Genomic DNA, 15,666 nt, shown 5'->3' with positions numbered 1-15,666 from the left:
ATTACAGAAATAATTGTGCTCATATTAAATATATTATTTTTCAATCTAATTATTTATAGTAATAATTTTTAATTTCCTCTCCTTAATTGGTAAAATTTTTTTATATATTATTTCAGCTATTTCTTTATGAATTTCTTTTGATACATGTATTCCATCAGCTAAAAAATATTCTTCCATATTTATGGTCTTTGGTATAATATTTGCTAAACCTATGGATATAATACTTTTTTCATTTCCATACTTAATTAATAAATTCCGCAGCTCTACTAACTGCTTATTAACCTTTGTATAATCCATATCCTCAAACATTAATTTTATTAAAATATCTTTTTTAACCGGTAATGGTATTAGTATTATCGGAACTATATTATTTGTTTCAGACATTTCTACCATGCTTTTTATATTTTTAAAAATAGTATCAATACCTACTTCTGAAAATATATCATTTGTTCCTCCCATAATTAAAACCCTTGATGGATTGTAATTAACAACATCTTTTCTGAACCTTTCTTTCATTTCGTACGTTGTGTCTCCCGGTATCCCTTTATTAATAATTTTTTCTTTTATTCTTTTAGCTATAAGGCTAACCCAATTTTCTGATTTATTAACTCCATAGCCAAAGGTTAAACTATCTCCAATACATACTATACTCACTTAATTCTCTCCTCGTTACTAATGCGTTTTTAAGGTCTACAATTAAAAGTGCTACATATATCCTAAATTAAATCATTTGCACATAATGGGGATAATTATTTTTCTATTGCCATATCATAAATCCCCCATTTATCATTTCCATACGTGAAGACCCCTTCATTATACTTTTCATCTACAATGCCTGTTGCTTTGTAGCAATAATGAGCAGATAGATTGTTATCAAATACACCCAAAGTAACTCTCTTTACCTTTAATATGTCAAAAGCATATCTTATGGCTAAAGATACCATCTCTTTTCCATACCCCTTTCCTCTAATCTGTGAATCTACAATAATAAATCCTAAATGGATGCTTTCATTTTGATAGTCTGCCATACGCATTAAAAAATGACCTACAGGTGTTCCTTCTTTATTAAGAGCACTCATTATCCACGCATTATCATCCTTTTCATAATTATGATAATACTGATTCAATTGCTCTTTAGTTAATGGATATGTGAATTTATCTGCACACCATTGTGCGAAAGTTAACTCATCGTTAAACCAATTTAAAATATATTGCGAATCGCTTAATTTATATGGTCTTAATCGAATCATATTCCCCCCCTAATATATAAGTAATTTTTTTTACAAGTTTTAATAACTCCATTTATTAGCTTATATTAATTCGTAGATTACTGATTGATGTACTCATTATTGAAAATTTATTTCTAATTTTTGAAAGGTGACAGCTATCTTTCAGATAATCTTTATGCCTAATACTACACTTTTAAAACAACTTCCACGAATAAATTATAACATTTTATACAATAATTAACTACTGACTAATACGGATTTTCGGCGTATTTATTCCGAGTTTTTATCTGGCTCCGCCCCTGAAAAAAGCAAAAAAAATAGAACTAAGGAACATCACTCCTTAGTTCTATCTTAGCCCTTGATATATATGGCTACACAACTTTTACTATATCTACAATAGTCTCTATATGAGGAGTGTGTGGGAACATATCCATTAGTATTACCTTTTGCACCTTATATCCTCTGTTGATCATTTCCTTAAGATCAACTACTAGACTTTTAGGATTACAAGAAACATAAACTATGTGCCTGGCATCAAATTTTATTACATAATCTAATGCTGTAGGATGTACTCCAGCTCTTGGAGGGTCTAGAATAATGCTATCTGGTTTATCTTTTACCTCTTTAATAACCTTCGCTATATCCCCTGCTATAAACTCACAATTGTCTAATTTATTAATTTTTGCATTTTCATTTGCAGCGTCAACTGCTTCTTCTATTAATTCAATTCCCAAAACTTTTTTTGCTTTAGCTGCAACAATTTGTCCTATAGTTCCCGTTCCACAATATAAATCAAAAACTACCTTTGATTCTGATTCGCCTAAAAAATCTCTAACTAAGCTATAAAGCTTTTCTGCTCCTTTTGTATTAGTTTGAAAGAAAGCAAAAGGATTAATTTTGAACTTAAGATCTAATAATTCTTCCATAATATATTCTCTTCCATATAATGTTTCAGTTTTATCTGCTTGAACTATATCTGATAATGAGTCATTAAATGTATGTATTATTCCTGTAATGACTCCCTCACATTTTAATTCCTTAAGCATATTAGTTATTTCACTAAAATCAAAATCTACTTGAGATGTAGTTACTATGTTTACTAATATTTCACCAGTGTTTTGGGCCTTTCGAATAACTAAGTTTCTTAAATATCCCTCACGCTCCATTACATTATAGTGTGTAAATTTTAACCCTTTAAAATAGTTTAATACTAATTTCAGAATTTCTCTAAAATCCACATCTACTATTCTACAATCATCAACAGTAACTATACTAAAGCTTCTTCCTTTGGTATGCATTCCTAGAGTTAATTCTTCACCCTTTCGAAAGTCACCAAATGTAAATTCCATCTTATTTCTATATTCGAACTGTTCAGGACTCTTTTCTATACCTAGAAACTCAAAATCTTTTATTTCTGCTTGTTCAAACAACTTTAATACCTGTTGCTTTTTAAATTCTAATTGTTTTTCATAAGAAAGAAATTGATGGCTACATCCTCCACATAAATCTGTAATCTTGCAAAGAGGCTCAATTTTGTAGTCTACATCTTCAAGTATTTTTACAAGCTTTGCTTCTACTACATCTTGTTTCTTTTTTGCTACTTTAGCAATTACCTTTTGCCCTGGCAATGTATTTTTTATCAAAACTTTTTCACCTTCGTAAAATGCTATGCCCTGTGCTGGAAATTCTAAGTTTTCTATATAAAATTCATACTCTTTTCTTTTTTGCATATTGTTTTCTCAAACTCCTATCTTTTTGTAATAATTAGTCCAGATACTTTGTTACCAAATGTAGCAGACGTTTTTCCACTTTCCATAATGCTCATGTATAGTACCATAACAACCATAAAGATTATAAATGACATTTGGAACTTTTGAGCTACAGCATATCCTGCTAATTTAATCACCGCATCTATCACAAATACTCCTACTGTTGATATTGCCCCTATAACTATCAAATCTATAAGGCTAGCTGTAAAAGCATCTACAAAAGTAGGTTTAATAGCTTTGACCTCATTTGAATTTCCACATCTAATACCCTGTTTGTTACTATCCGCTTCAATTGTTTTTTCATTTTGTTCTACCATTTTAAATCCTCCCCATATTATATTATTTTCATAAAGTTTATTTTGTTAATTTCGCATTAGAGAAATATTTATAATTTTTTAATCCCATCTATATATAATACGTATATATTACATATAAATCAATAGGCTATTAAGGAGTATTCAAATAAATTACAAATTAGTATGCTACTCTATTTTGATTATTACTTGACTTAAATCATCACTGTACTCCTTTACAACATCTTAGAAATCATATATATTAATAGTAGGACTTTATATTCATTCTTAAATAATAAAACTTAGGTAGGTGCCATATGATTACTAAAATTATTCTTCTATGCATAGCTGGTTTTTTAGCATCCTTTGTAGATTCCATAGCAGGGGGTGGTGGTTTAATAAGCGTCCCTGCCTTTATGCTTGCAGGTCTGCCTCCTCACATGGTGCTTGGCACTAACAAATTCAGTGCCACTGCTGGTTCTTTTACTAGTTCTCTCGGATTTATAAAATCAGGCAAGGCTGATTTTAAGCTTTTAAAATATCTTATTCCCTTTACATTCATAGGTGCAATGTTAGGTGTTAGAACGGTACTAAATATAGACCAAAAATTTCTAAATGGATTGGTATTAATTCTCATCTTATTTATCGGAATTTATACTCTTTTTTCTAAATCTTTAGGACTTGAAGATAAATTTCAAGGGCTTACTAAAAAAAATGTTATATACGGTATAATCCTTGCTCTCTCTCTAGGTTTTTATGATGGTTTTTTCGGTCCTGGAACTGGTTCCTTTTTAGTATTTGGATTTATAAGTATCTTCGGGTTTAACTTTGTAGTATCTTCCGCTAATGCCCGCATTTTAAACTTTATAAGCAATATTACAGCCCTAATTTTGTTTGCCATAAGTGGTAAAATAAATTACATGATAGGAGTACCTGTTGCAATATCTATGATTTTAGGGGCTAAAGTGGGTACAAGCGTTGCGTTAAATAAGGGTTCAAAACTTATAAAACCTATATTTGTAACCATGTCTTTAGCTGTTGCCGTGAAAATGCTTATAAGCATTTTTTAATAGTCTTACATAATGAAAAGGTAGATGATTTATAAATCATCTACCTTTTTTGTTATTTTAATATCCCAATATCCATTCTATAGTACATTCCATCAAACTGAATTTTCTTCATATCATCATAAGCTATTTCCCTTGCTTTTTTAAGTGTTTGCCCAAGACCTGTTATTCCCAAAACCCTACCACCAGCTGTCCTCATAATACCATCATCGCATGTGGCACCTGCTAGAAATAGCTTGCCTTCTAATTTACTACGCTCACTTATTTCAAATCCTGTATCGTATTTTCCCGGGTAACCCTTCGATGCCGCAATTAGGCAGCAAGAATATCCTTCATTCCATTCTAATCTAAAGTTTTTAAGTTCACCATCTATAGCGCTAATCACAAGCTCTGTAAAATCACTTTTCATAAGTGGAAGAACCGCTTGCGTCTCTGGGTCTCCAAACCTTACATTATATTCAAGCAAATATACACCCTTTTTCGTTATCATTATACCAAAAAATATTATGCCTGTATAATCCATTTTTTCCTCTTGAATTCCTTTAAGAGTAGGCTTTAATATATTTTCACAAAATTCATCTAATACCTCTTTATCACAATATGGATTTGGTGCTATAGCTCCCATCCCTCCTGTATTAGGTCCATTATCATCGTCAAATATTTGTTTATGATCTTTTGAAGATACAAAAGGAATTATAACTTTTCCATCTGTTATGGAGAGTATCGACGATTCTACGCCTTCTAAAAACTCTTCAATTATAATTTTCTTTCCGCTACCTTTAAATATATCTAACACCATAAAATCATTTATGCTTTTCTCCGCCTCAGTAAAGTCATTACATATAATAACTCCTTTACCTGCTGCCAAGCCATCTGCTTTAATTACTATAGGATATTCACAGTTTTTCAAATACCCTATAGCTTCATTCTCATTTTCAAAAACTTCATATACAGCTGTTTTTATACCATATTTTTTCATAAACTCTTTAGAATAAGCTTTACTTCCTTCAAGCCTTGCCGCTTTTTCACTAGGTCCTAATATCTTAAGTCCTTTTTGTTTAAACTTATCTACTATACCTTGTACCAGCCATTCCTCTGATCCAACTATTGTGATATCTATCTTATTTTTTATAGTGAATGCTAAAAGCTCATCTATTTGCCTAATATTAATATTCTCACACTTATTTTCTCTGCATGTGCCACCATTACCAGGAGCACAATACACCTTCTCGACAATGGAATTCTCTGCAACCTTTGATACTAAAGCATGCTCGCGTCCTCCAGAACCAATAACTAATACCTTCATAAATCAGCCTCCTAATGTTTGAAATGTCGAGTGCCCGTAAACACCATGGAAATTCCATTTTCATTACATGCATCTATTGATTTTTGATCATTTATAGATCCACCTGGTTGTATAATTGCTTTTATGCTGTATTTTGCAGCTAGCTCCACAACGTCTCCAAATGGGAAATATGCATCTGATGCCATTATTGTAGCATCTACTGCCCTTTCTAATGATTGCTCTGCTGCCCATATTCTATTTACCTGACCTGCACCAATCCCCTTAGTCACCCCATCTTTAACCACTACAATAGCATTTGATTTAACATACTTAACTACTTTCATGGCAAATATCAAATCTTTCATTTCATCATTTGTTGGGCCCTTCTTTGTAACTACTTTTATATCATCTATTAATTTATCATCTGAACTTTGTACCAATATTCCACCATCGACGTTAACAATATTTTTTGTGCCAACTGCTTTACTTAAACATTTTATGACTCTTAAATTTTTCTTACCTTTTAAAACTAGTAATGCTTCCTCATCAAACTCTGGTGCAATAATAACCTCTAAAAATATTTTTATAAGTTCTTCTGCAGTTTCTTTATCTATCTTTTTGTTAAAAGCAACAATGCCCCCAAAAATAGACATTGGATCACATTCATATGCCTTTTTATATGTATCAAGTACGCTGCTACCAGTAGCTACGCCGCAAGGGGTATTGTGTTTTAACGCGCAACAAGCAATTTCATCAAATTCGCATACTACCTTCCAAGCAATATCCATGTCCTTTATATTGTTATAAGATAATTCCTTGCCATTTAATTGATTAAAATCCTTCATTGCTCCGTTTCCTGCAGCCGATATATAATAAGCTGCGCTTTGATGAGGATTTTCACCATATCTTAAATCCATTTGTTTTTTATAAGAAACAGCCAAATAATCTGGATATGAATCCTCACCCAGTAAAAAATTGCTTATTGCTGCATCGTAAGCTGATGTTAAATTGAACACTTTGCCTGCTAGATATTTTCTAGTTTTTAAATCCACTTCTTCTTTAGCATCCATTTTCTTTATAATATTTTGATAATCTGTTGTGTCACTTAGTACAATAACATCTTTGAAATTTTTAGCTGCTGCCCTTAGCATAGTTGGTCCACCGATATCAATAAATTCAACTTTCTCTTGAAAATTTATCTCTTCGCATACTTTATCAAAGAAAGGATAAAGATTAACTACTACCATATCAATAGGTTTTATTCCTTTAGCTTTTATAGTTGCCATATGTTCTTCATTATCTCTCACTGCTAGTATTCCACTATGAATAACTGGATGTAATGTTTTAACTCTCCCACCTAATATCTCTTCAAATCCTGTAACATCAGATATTTCCGAAACTTTTATGCCATTTTCTTTTAAGTAATTAAAAGTTCCACCTGTAGATATAATCTCTACTCCATTTTTTTGAAGGGATGTAGCAAGTTCTAAAATATTCTCTTTATCAAAAACACTTATAAGCGCTGTTTTAATCATTATTACTCCACCTTTCCAATAGCTAATACTTTTCTTCCTTTAATTTCTATTTCATTCTCACTTATTAATTTAATGGCTTCTGGTAGTGCTTTATGTTCCTCATTTAAAACCCTTAGCTTCAAATCTTTTGCTGAATCTTGACTATAAACATCTACAACCTTTTGAATTATAATTGGTCCTGAGTCTGTACCTTCGTCTACGAAGTGGACAGTACATCCTGAAACTTTAACACCGTATTCTATAGCTTTTTCATGAACTTTCATACCGTACATTCCCTCCCCACAAAAAGATGGAATAAGCGCTGGGTGAATATTAATAATTTTATTTTTAAATACACAAAGAAGTTCCCCTTGAAGTATAGATAAAAACCCAGCAAGCACTATTAGATCTACTTTTCCGTCGACAATTCTTAATATTTCATCTGAAACCCCAGTACCTAACTGTTTTCTATCTAATATATATGTCTTTATATTTTTAGATTTTGATCTTTCTATGCCATATGCATCTTTTTTATCACTAATTACTGCTTCTATAGAGCAGTTTAAGTATCCACTTTCTATATTATCTATTATTGCTTGAAGATTGCTTCCGCTCCCTGATATCAGTACAGCTATTTTAAGCAAACTCCTGCACCCCCAGCTTCAACGTGCCCAATTTTATATGCTCTATCCCCTAAATCATTAATTGTCTTTATAATCTTTAAAGTATCCTTATCTTCAACGCATAATACATATCCTATTCCCATATTATATGTATTAAACATATGTTTCTGCGTTACCCCGAGAGACATAAGATGCCTAAAAATATCTGGAGTATTAAAACTATTTTTATCTACCACTGCTGTGAATTTTTCACTAAACATTCTAGGTATGTTTTCATAAAAACCACCACCTGTTATATGTGCCATTCCCTTTATATCAAATTTTTCTAAAAGACTTAATATAGTTTTCACATAAATTTTTGTTGGAGTCAAAAGTGTCTTTCCAATCTTTTCACCATTAAAATCAATATCTAAATCTGGTATTAATTTTCTAACTAATGAATACCCATTGCTATGAAGACCTGTTGACTCAATACCTATAAGTGAATACCCATCTTTGATTGCAGATCCGTCAATAATTTTGTGTTTATCCACTATGCCAACAGTAAATCCCGCCATATCATATTCCCCATCTCTATAGAACCCTGGCATTTCCGCAGTTTCACCACCTATAAGTGCACATCCTGATTGAATACATCCATCAGATACACCTTTTACCAGTTGTGATGATACTTTAGAATCTAATTTACCACAAGCTATATAGTCTAAAAAGAAAAGTGGTTTTGCACCATGGCAAAGGACATCATTTACACACATAGCAACACAATCAATTCCTACAGTGTCATATTTATTCATTCTAAATGCAATATCAAGTTTTGTACCTACTCCATCAGTGCCTGAAACTAAAATAGGATTTTTATAACCCTCGCCTATTTCGAACATACCAGCAAAACTTCCTAAATGATTTAAAACACCTTTTGTAAATGTGGCTGCCGCATATTCTTTTATAAGCTTTACTGATTTGTATCCTTCTTCAATATTAACACCTGCATCTTTATAAGTTATCATGAATATCCCCTACCTTTCTAATCTTTCTTTTTCATTTTCATATGGAGCTGATACTGGATATGTACCATTAAAGCACCCTAAACAAAATTCAGTATGACCAAGAGATTTTAATAATCCATCTATGCTTAGATATCCTAAACTATCTGCACCTATTTCTTGTCTAATTTCATCTACGGAAGTATTCGCCCCAATTAAATCTTTTCTATAAGGTGTATCTATTCCAAAATAACATGGATATTTCACTACTGGTGAGCAGACCCTAAAATGAACTTCTTTCGCTCCAGCTTTTTTTAATATTTCAACTAATCTTTTACTTGTGGTTCCGCGAACTATTGAATCATCTATTAGAATAACTCTTTTACCTTCTACATTTATTTTTAATGCGTTTAGTTTTACAGACACTGCCCTTTCCCGAATTTCTTGAGTGGGACTTATAAAGGTTCTACCTACATATCTGTTTTTTATAAGACCCATTCCAAAAGGTATTCCAGATATTTTAGAATATCCTATTGCTGCGGCCATACCTGAATCTGGAACCCCTATAACCATATCGGCATCGACTGGTGATTCTTTAAATAGCTGTTCTCCAGCTGCCACTCTTGAAGTGTACACGTTAATCCCATCAATAGTACTGTCTGGTCTTGCAAAATATATATATTCAAATGAACAAGTTGCATTTTTAATTTTTTCCGCAAAATTAATTGATGTAAGTCCATTTTTATCTATTATTACTATCTCACCAGGCTTTACATCTCTTAAAAAGTCTGCACCTACTGCATCAAGTGCACAACTTTCCGATGCAAGAATATAATTATTACCTATTGTCCCGATGCAAAGAGGCCTAATACCATTTTGATCTCTAACTCCTATTAACTTTTCCTTTGTAAGCATTACTATTGCATAAGACCCTTTAATAGCCTGTATTGCATCCACTACGGCCTTTTCAATTCCTTTTTTTGCGCCTCTAGCAATTAGATTTAATATAACTTCTGAATCTATGGATGTTTGAAACATATATCCACAATCCTCTAGTAATTCTCTTATGACATCTTCATTTACTAAATTACCATTATGCGCTATAGCTATGTCACCAAGACTAAATTTACTTAAAAGTGGCTGTGCATTTTTTACTTCACTGCCTCCTGTCGTTGAATATCTAACATGCCCTATGGCAGCATGACCCTTCATTAGTTTAATCTTTTCATCATTAAAAACATCACACACAAGGCCCATAGCCTTTTCACAAGTGAGGGTAGTTCCATTCGAATATACTATCCCAGCACTTTCTTCTCCCCTATGCTGCAAAGCATAAAGTCCATAATAAGTTAAAGATGCAACATCTAAGTCTTTATCCGGTGAAAAAACCCCAAAAACACCACATTCCTCTTTAAACTTATCTTCATCTTTTAGCTTATTTTCATCATTAATGGATATTTGGTTTAATTCTACAACTTTATTCAAAGAAATCCCTCCCCACTATTTCTTGTATATATCTTATTTATTATTTATTCTACTTAATATTTCCTCGTAAGCTTCTGTAACATTACCCAAATCTCTTCTAAATCTATCTTTATCCAATTTTTCTCCAGTTTTAACATCCCAAAATCTACAAGTATCTGGTGATATCTCATCTGCCAAAATTATTTCTCCATTAAATCTCCCAAACTCTAATTTGAAATCTATTAAATTAATATCTTTTTCAAAGAAAATTTCCTTTAGAATATCATTTATTTTTGAAGCCATTTTATATATTTCTAATAATTCGTCAAAAGTCGAAAGGCCCATTGCTACTGCATGATAATCGTTTATAAGTGGATCACCTAATTCATCATTTTTATAACTTAACTCGAGGACTGTTGTTTTTAGCTTAGTTCCTTCCTCTATTCCATATCGTTTTGCCATGCTACCAGCGGCAACATTTCTTACGATTACTTCTAGAGGCACTATTTCAACCTTTTTACAAAGTTGTTCTCTATCGCTTATTTTTTTAATAAGGTGAGTTTTTATACCTTTTTTCTCTAATAACTCAAATAACATAGTAGTTATGCTATTATTTAAAATTCCCTTTTTCTCAATTTGAGCTTTTTTAATTCCATTAAATGCTGTTGCATCATCTTTATAATATACTCTGACCTCATCCTTATTATCTGTGCTAAACATTTTTTTTGCTTTTCCTTCATATAACAATACTGAATTTTCCACTAACAATCACTCCTCAAATTTTAATTTATAAACCGCATTCCTTAACTTTCATTTTAAAATTCTATATCTTCTTCATTCTCTGCTATAAATTTTTCTTTCATTTCTTCTCTATATTTAATTAATTTATTTTTAAGTTCAATATACTTAAGGGATAAAATTTGAACTGCAAGCATTCCAGCATTATAGCTGTTATTGATGCCCACAGTAGCAACCGGAATTGCTTTTGGCATTTGAACAATTGAAAGTAGTGAGTCTATACCACCAAGAGCCGCTTTAATGGGCACTCCAATCACCGGCATTACTGTATGTGATGCAATTACACCTGGAAGATGCGCTGCAAGTCCTGCCCCTGCTATGATACATTCTACCCCATTATATTCCATTTCATTTATTACTTCCTTTAATTTTTCTGGTACTCTGTGAGCTGAGAGAATATGTACTTCATAATCTACATCAAATTCCTTAAGTGCTATCGCTGCATTTTTCATTATATCCTTATCTGATTTACTTCCAAAAATAACTCCTACCTTCATTTTATTACCTCCCCAATGTAATTAAATAACAACTTTTATAATTTCATCTTAACAGTTTTTTTTCGTTAAGTCAATGCATTAATGCTATTTTTATTATTATCGTTCGTGTTTCTTCTACATATATGTACGTTTAATTACTATCATTAATAAATTGTTCGCATTTTTAAGTTAAACTAGTTTTTTATATCCGAATTCCAAAAAAATAAAAAAGAAGCAGCAAGGGCACAATTTGTACCCTTACTGCTTCTTATCTTTTATTTAAAATAATTTACTCCTGCCTCAAATATCTTTTGATCCTTCTCACCAATAATATTTTTTAAAGTGTTAACGCCTACTCTTTCAGAGTGACCCATTTTACCGAAAACCCTTCCATCCAAACTAGTGATTCCTTCAATAGCATGCATTGAACCATTAGGATTAAAGTTTATATCATAACTTGGCATTCCGTCGAAGTCTACATATTGAGTGGCTACTTGACCACTTGCGAATAATTTTTTAATTACTTCTTCATTTGCTACAAACCTACCTTCTCCATGTGATACTGGAATTGAATGCACATCTCCAACTTTTAAATTACTAAGCCAAGGAGACAGGGTTGAAACCACTTTAGTTTGCACTGTGCAAGATACATGTCTACCAATTTCATTATACGTTAAGGTTGGGCTGTTTTGTGTTATATCCGTTATTTCACCAAAGGGCAGTAACCCAAGTTTTATTAAGGCTTGAAAGCCATTGCATATTCCGAGCATTAACCCATCTCTATTTTTTAATAACTGATGTATGCTTTCGCGTATTATAGGATTTCTAAAGAATGTAGCAATAAATTTACCAGACCCATCTGGCTCATCACCAGCACTGAATCCACCTGGAAGCATAACAATTTGAGAGCTTTTTATTTTTTCTGCTATAGCTTTTATAGATTCTTCAATATGCCTTGATGATAGATTCTTTATTACCATAATTTCCACTTCAGCTCCAGCCCTTTCAAAGGCTCTCATAGAATCATATTCACAATTAGTACCCGGAAACACAGGAATTATAACTCTAGGCTTTGCTATTTTAATTGCAGGAGCCGATTTAAATTTTGGATTTTCAACACTTGCATAAATTTTATCATTTCTGATATTTAATTTACTAGTATTTACTTTCGTGCTAAATACACTTTCTAAAGGTCCTTCCCAATTACTTAACGCTTCTTCTAGACTAATAGTTTCCCCTAAGACTTTGATAAATGGTTCTACCTGAGTATGCCCAAGTATCTTAATATTTAAATTCTCTTTAATTAACTCTGAAAGCGTGCATTTATCTATTTCCATTACAATGCTGCCATAATCCTCTTTAAATATGCTTTCCACCTGAATATCTTCTTTAAATTCAAATCCTATTTTATTACCAAAGCACATTTTTGATATAGCTTCTGACAGACCTCCCATCCCTACTGCATAGGTTGATAACACCTTGCCACTATCTATTAACTTCTTTACCAATTTATAGTTTTGACGAAGCTCGCCAAAATCAGGTAATCCATCTTCACAAGTATTTGCATAAACTAAAACAACCTGACTATCTCCATTTTTAAACTCTGGAGATATAACCTTATCTGTATTTATAACATCGACAGCAAAGGATATAAGCGTTGGCGGTACATTCATATCATTAAAGGTACCTGACATACTATCTTTTCCACCAATAGCCGCTATGCTGAATTGTTTTTGTACATGTAATGCCCCTAAAAGTGATGAAAATGGTTTACCCCACTTATACGGTTCTTTTGACAATTTTTCAAAATACTCTTGAAATGTTAGTTTAATATTTTCATAATTAGCCCCACTAGCCACTACCTTTGTTACAGAATCTATTACTGCATAAGCAGCTCCATGGAATGGACTCCATTTTGATAATTTAGGATTGTACCCATAGGACATTATTGTACCAGTGGTTGTATCTCCGCGAAGTACAGGTAATTTTGCTACCATGGACTGAATTGGTGTTTTCTGAAATTTTCCACCAAAAGGCATTAACACCGTTCCTGCTCCTATTGTGCTATCAAACCTCCCAGCTAATCCTTTTTGACTACAAACATTTAAGTCTGATAGATTAGAATTCCATAAATCTTTTATTGATTTTAAATTACCTTCGCTCCATTTTAAATCTTTTGAAAAGTAGTATTCATTCTCTTTAGGTGCTGCTACTTTTACATTAATACGCTGATTAACTCCATTTGTGTCTAAGAAACTTCTACTCACATCAACAATAGTTTTTCCCTTCCATACCATTTTAAGCCTATTATCATCAGTTATTTTCGCCACCACTACAGCCTCTAAATTTTCTTCTTCTGCTAGCTTTATAAATACGACAGCATCTTCGCGCCTAACAACAACAGCCATACGTTCTTGGGATTCTGATATAGCAAGCTCCGTACCATCTAAGCCCTCGTATTTTTTAGTGACTTTGTCTAAATTTATTATAAGTGAATCTGCGAGTTCCCCTATAGCTACGGATACTCCGCCTGCACCAAAATCATTACATCTTTTTATAAGCGTCGTAACCTTTGGATTTCTAAATAATCTTTGAATCTTTCTTTCTGTAGGCGCATTACCCTTTTGAACTTCTGATCCTGAAGTTAGTATTGAGCTCTCGCTATGCTGCTTAGATGAACCCGTAGCTCCTCCGCATCCATCACGTCCTGTTTTGCCACCAAGAAGTATAACAACATCAGATGCCATTGGTTTTTCACGGACTACGTTCTTATAAGGTGCAGCTCCAATAACTGCCCCTACTTCCATTCTTTTAGCCACAAAGTCTTCATCATAAACTTCAGAAACGAGTCCTGTAGCAAGTCCTATCTGATTTCCATAAGAACTAAATCCATGAGCAGCTTCAAGGGTTATTTTTCTTTGAGGAAGTTTGCCTTTTATTGTATCTGAAATTTTCGTCCTTGGATCACCGCAGCCAGTAACACGCATTGCCTGATACACATAGCTTCTACCTGATAATGGGTCTCTTATTGATCCACCGAGACAAGTAGCTGCACCACCAAAAGGTTCTATCTCAGTAGGGTGGTTGTGGGTTTCATTTTTAAACATTACTAGCCACTTTTCCTTCTCTCCTTCAATGTCTGCTTTCACAATTATACTGCAGGCGTTTATTTCGTCTGAAACATCAAGGTCCTTTAATTTCCCTTGTTTCCTTAAATCTTTCATGGAAATAACAGCCATATCCATAAGTGTTACGTCCCTATTTGATTTATCATAAACAAACTCTCTAGTATTTAAATATTCCGCGTAAGCCATCTTAATTGGTTTAGAATATTTACCATCTTCTATGTAAACATCCTCAATTACAGTATTAAAAGTTGTGTGCCTACAGTGATCTGACCAATACGTATCTATAACTTTTATCTCCGTTATAGATGGGTCTCTCTTTTCCGTTTCTTTAAAATAATCTCTACAATATCTCAAATCCTCAAAGCTCATAGCAAGTCCATTACTTTTTAAGAACTCTTTTAAATCCGTATCATTCATCTCAATAAAAGATTCTACTGTTTTTACTTGTTCTGGCTCATTAAACCTTTGCTGTAAATCATTCTGTTTATCAAACCCTGTTTCTCTAGAGTCTACGGCATTTATGCAATACTCTTTAATTTTATTTAGTTCGTCATTAGTAATATTTCCCTTTAACACTATAACTCTTGCACTTTTAACTATATGTTTATCCTCTTGAGTTAAAATTTGTATACATTGAGCAGCTGAATCTGCCCTCTGATCATATTGTCCAGGCAAAAATTCAATAGCAAATACAGTATCGTACTTTTGAATATCTAACTCTTCATCATAAACCTGATCTACTGTAGGTTCTGAAAATATTGTATTCCTTGACATTAGGTACTGCTCCTTGGTTATTCCCATAACATCATATCTATTAACTAGTCTAAGCCCATCCAAGTTCGATATACCTAAATTTATTTTTATATCTCTTAGTTTTTTTTCACCTTCAACATTATAGTTCGCTTTTTTCTCTACATATAACCTATATATCTTATCTTTCATGATTAATACCTCCAAAATTTATATTTATACGAATATTAAACAATGATTTTCTTTTATAATTCGTTATAATCACATTATAATATACTTCATCTAAT

Annotated in this window: 13 protein-coding genes; 1 reads left to right on the top strand and 12 read right to left on the bottom strand. The window is 32.4% G+C overall.

The genetic code is table 11. From position 1 onward, the window contains the following. Positions 1 to 45: 45 nt before the first annotated feature. The 4 genes from KTC92_RS00980 to KTC92_RS00965 all read right to left on the bottom strand — a co-directional run bounded on the left by KTC92_RS00980 (position 46) and on the right by KTC92_RS00965 (position 3,315). A complete protein-coding gene (locus KTC92_RS00980) occupies positions 46 to 654 on the bottom strand; it encodes a GDSL-type esterase/lipase family protein (protein ID WP_220285944.1) in 609 nt (202 codons plus the stop codon). 95 nt (positions 655 to 749) lie between these two features. Then, positions 750 to 1,250, bottom strand: a complete 501-nt coding sequence (locus KTC92_RS00975) for a GNAT family N-acetyltransferase (protein ID WP_216303989.1) — start codon at positions 1,248 to 1,250, stop codon at positions 750 to 752. A gap of 350 nt (positions 1,251 to 1,600) precedes the next feature. Further along, entirely contained in the window at positions 1,601 to 2,959 is a 1,359-nt protein-coding gene (gene rlmD / locus KTC92_RS00970) for a 23S rRNA (uracil(1939)-C(5))-methyltransferase RlmD (protein WP_216303988.1), read from the bottom strand. A 17-nt stretch (positions 2,960 to 2,976) separates the two neighbouring features. Next, on the bottom strand, positions 2,977 to 3,315 hold the full coding sequence (locus KTC92_RS00965) for an RDD family protein (protein WP_220285945.1): 339 nt from the start codon (positions 3,313 to 3,315) through the stop codon (positions 2,977 to 2,979). A 293-nt stretch (positions 3,316 to 3,608) separates the two neighbouring features. Here KTC92_RS00965 and KTC92_RS00960 point away from each other — a divergent pair, with 293 nt between their 5' ends. Continuing rightward, positions 3,609 to 4,361 (top strand): TSUP family transporter, encoded by a 753-nt coding sequence (locus tag KTC92_RS00960; RefSeq protein WP_216303986.1) that lies wholly within the window; start codon positions 3,609 to 3,611, stop codon positions 4,359 to 4,361. Between the two features lie 52 nt (positions 4,362 to 4,413). On the opposite strand, the gene purD is transcribed toward KTC92_RS00960, so the two are convergent. From purD to KTC92_RS00920, 8 genes are all read right to left on the bottom strand, one after another. Then, positions 4,414 to 5,664, bottom strand: a complete 1,251-nt coding sequence (gene purD / locus KTC92_RS00955; RefSeq protein WP_220285946.1) for a phosphoribosylamine--glycine ligase — start codon at positions 5,662 to 5,664, stop codon at positions 4,414 to 4,416. 11 nt (positions 5,665 to 5,675) lie between these two features. Continuing rightward, positions 5,676 to 7,178, bottom strand: a complete 1,503-nt coding sequence (gene purH, locus KTC92_RS00950) for a bifunctional phosphoribosylaminoimidazolecarboxamide formyltransferase/IMP cyclohydrolase (RefSeq protein ID WP_220285947.1) — start codon at positions 7,176 to 7,178, stop codon at positions 5,676 to 5,678. Positions 7,179 to 7,180: 2 nt separating this feature from the next. Continuing rightward, positions 7,181 to 7,801: a phosphoribosylglycinamide formyltransferase gene (purN, locus tag KTC92_RS00945; protein ID WP_220285948.1), complete on the bottom strand. Its 621-nt coding sequence runs from the start codon at positions 7,799 to 7,801 to the stop codon at positions 7,181 to 7,183. Next, the gene (gene purM / locus KTC92_RS00940; RefSeq protein ID WP_220285949.1) at positions 7,789 to 8,787 is read right to left on the bottom strand and encodes a phosphoribosylformylglycinamidine cyclo-ligase; all 999 of its coding nucleotides are present in this window, start codon (positions 8,785 to 8,787) and stop codon (positions 7,789 to 7,791) included. The genes purN and purM overlap by 13 nt, the downstream gene beginning before the upstream one ends. A 9-nt stretch (positions 8,788 to 8,796) precedes the next feature. Continuing rightward, entirely contained in the window at positions 8,797 to 10,221 is a 1,425-nt protein-coding gene (purF, locus tag KTC92_RS00935) for an amidophosphoribosyltransferase (protein ID WP_216303996.1), read from the bottom strand. Between the two features lie 60 nt (positions 10,222 to 10,281). Further along, positions 10,282 to 10,989, bottom strand: coding sequence for a phosphoribosylaminoimidazolesuccinocarboxamide synthase (purC, locus tag KTC92_RS00930; protein WP_216303981.1), 708 nt, complete (start codon positions 10,987 to 10,989; stop codon positions 10,282 to 10,284). A gap of 53 nt (positions 10,990 to 11,042) precedes the next feature. Further along, positions 11,043 to 11,522 (bottom strand): 5-(carboxyamino)imidazole ribonucleotide mutase, encoded by a 480-nt coding sequence (purE, locus tag KTC92_RS00925; protein WP_216303980.1) that lies wholly within the window; start codon positions 11,520 to 11,522, stop codon positions 11,043 to 11,045. A gap of 254 nt (positions 11,523 to 11,776) precedes the next feature. Continuing rightward, positions 11,777 to 15,571: a phosphoribosylformylglycinamidine synthase gene (locus tag KTC92_RS00920; RefSeq protein ID WP_216303979.1), complete on the bottom strand. Its 3,795-nt coding sequence runs from the start codon at positions 15,569 to 15,571 to the stop codon at positions 11,777 to 11,779. Positions 15,572 to 15,666: the final 95 nt, after the last annotated feature.

The organism is Clostridium sp. CM027, assembly GCF_024730565.1.
Taxonomy (GTDB): Bacteria; Bacillota; Clostridia; order Clostridiales; family Clostridiaceae; genus Clostridium_AD; species Clostridium_AD estertheticum_B.
This window is presented reverse-complemented; position numbering and strand designations above follow the sequence as displayed.

Coding starts and splice junctions, on each gene's coding strand:
- KTC92_RS00975 (WP_216303989.1), bottom strand. CDS start 1,250: ATGATTCGATTAAGACCATATAAATTAAGCGATTCGCAATATATTTTA.
- rlmD (WP_216303988.1), bottom strand. CDS start 2,959: ATGCAAAAAAGAAAAGAGTATGAATTTTATATAGAAAACTTAGAATTT.
- KTC92_RS00965 (WP_220285945.1), bottom strand. CDS start 3,315: ATGGTAGAACAAAATGAAAAAACAATTGAAGCGGATAGTAACAAACAG.
- KTC92_RS00960 (WP_216303986.1), top strand. CDS start 3,609: ATGATTACTAAAATTATTCTTCTATGCATAGCTGGTTTTTTAGCATCC.
- purD (WP_220285946.1), bottom strand. CDS start 5,664: ATGAAGGTATTAGTTATTGGTTCTGGAGGACGCGAGCATGCTTTAGTA.
- purH (WP_220285947.1), bottom strand. CDS start 7,178: ATGATTAAAACAGCGCTTATAAGTGTTTTTGATAAAGAGAATATTTTA.
- purM (WP_220285949.1), bottom strand. CDS start 8,787: ATGATAACTTATAAAGATGCAGGTGTTAATATTGAAGAAGGATACAAA.
- purE (WP_216303980.1), bottom strand. CDS start 11,522: ATGAAGGTAGGAGTTATTTTTGGAAGTAAATCAGATAAGGATATAATG.
- KTC92_RS00920 (WP_216303979.1), bottom strand. CDS start 15,571: ATGAAAGATAAGATATATAGGTTATATGTAGAGAAAAAAGCGAACTAT.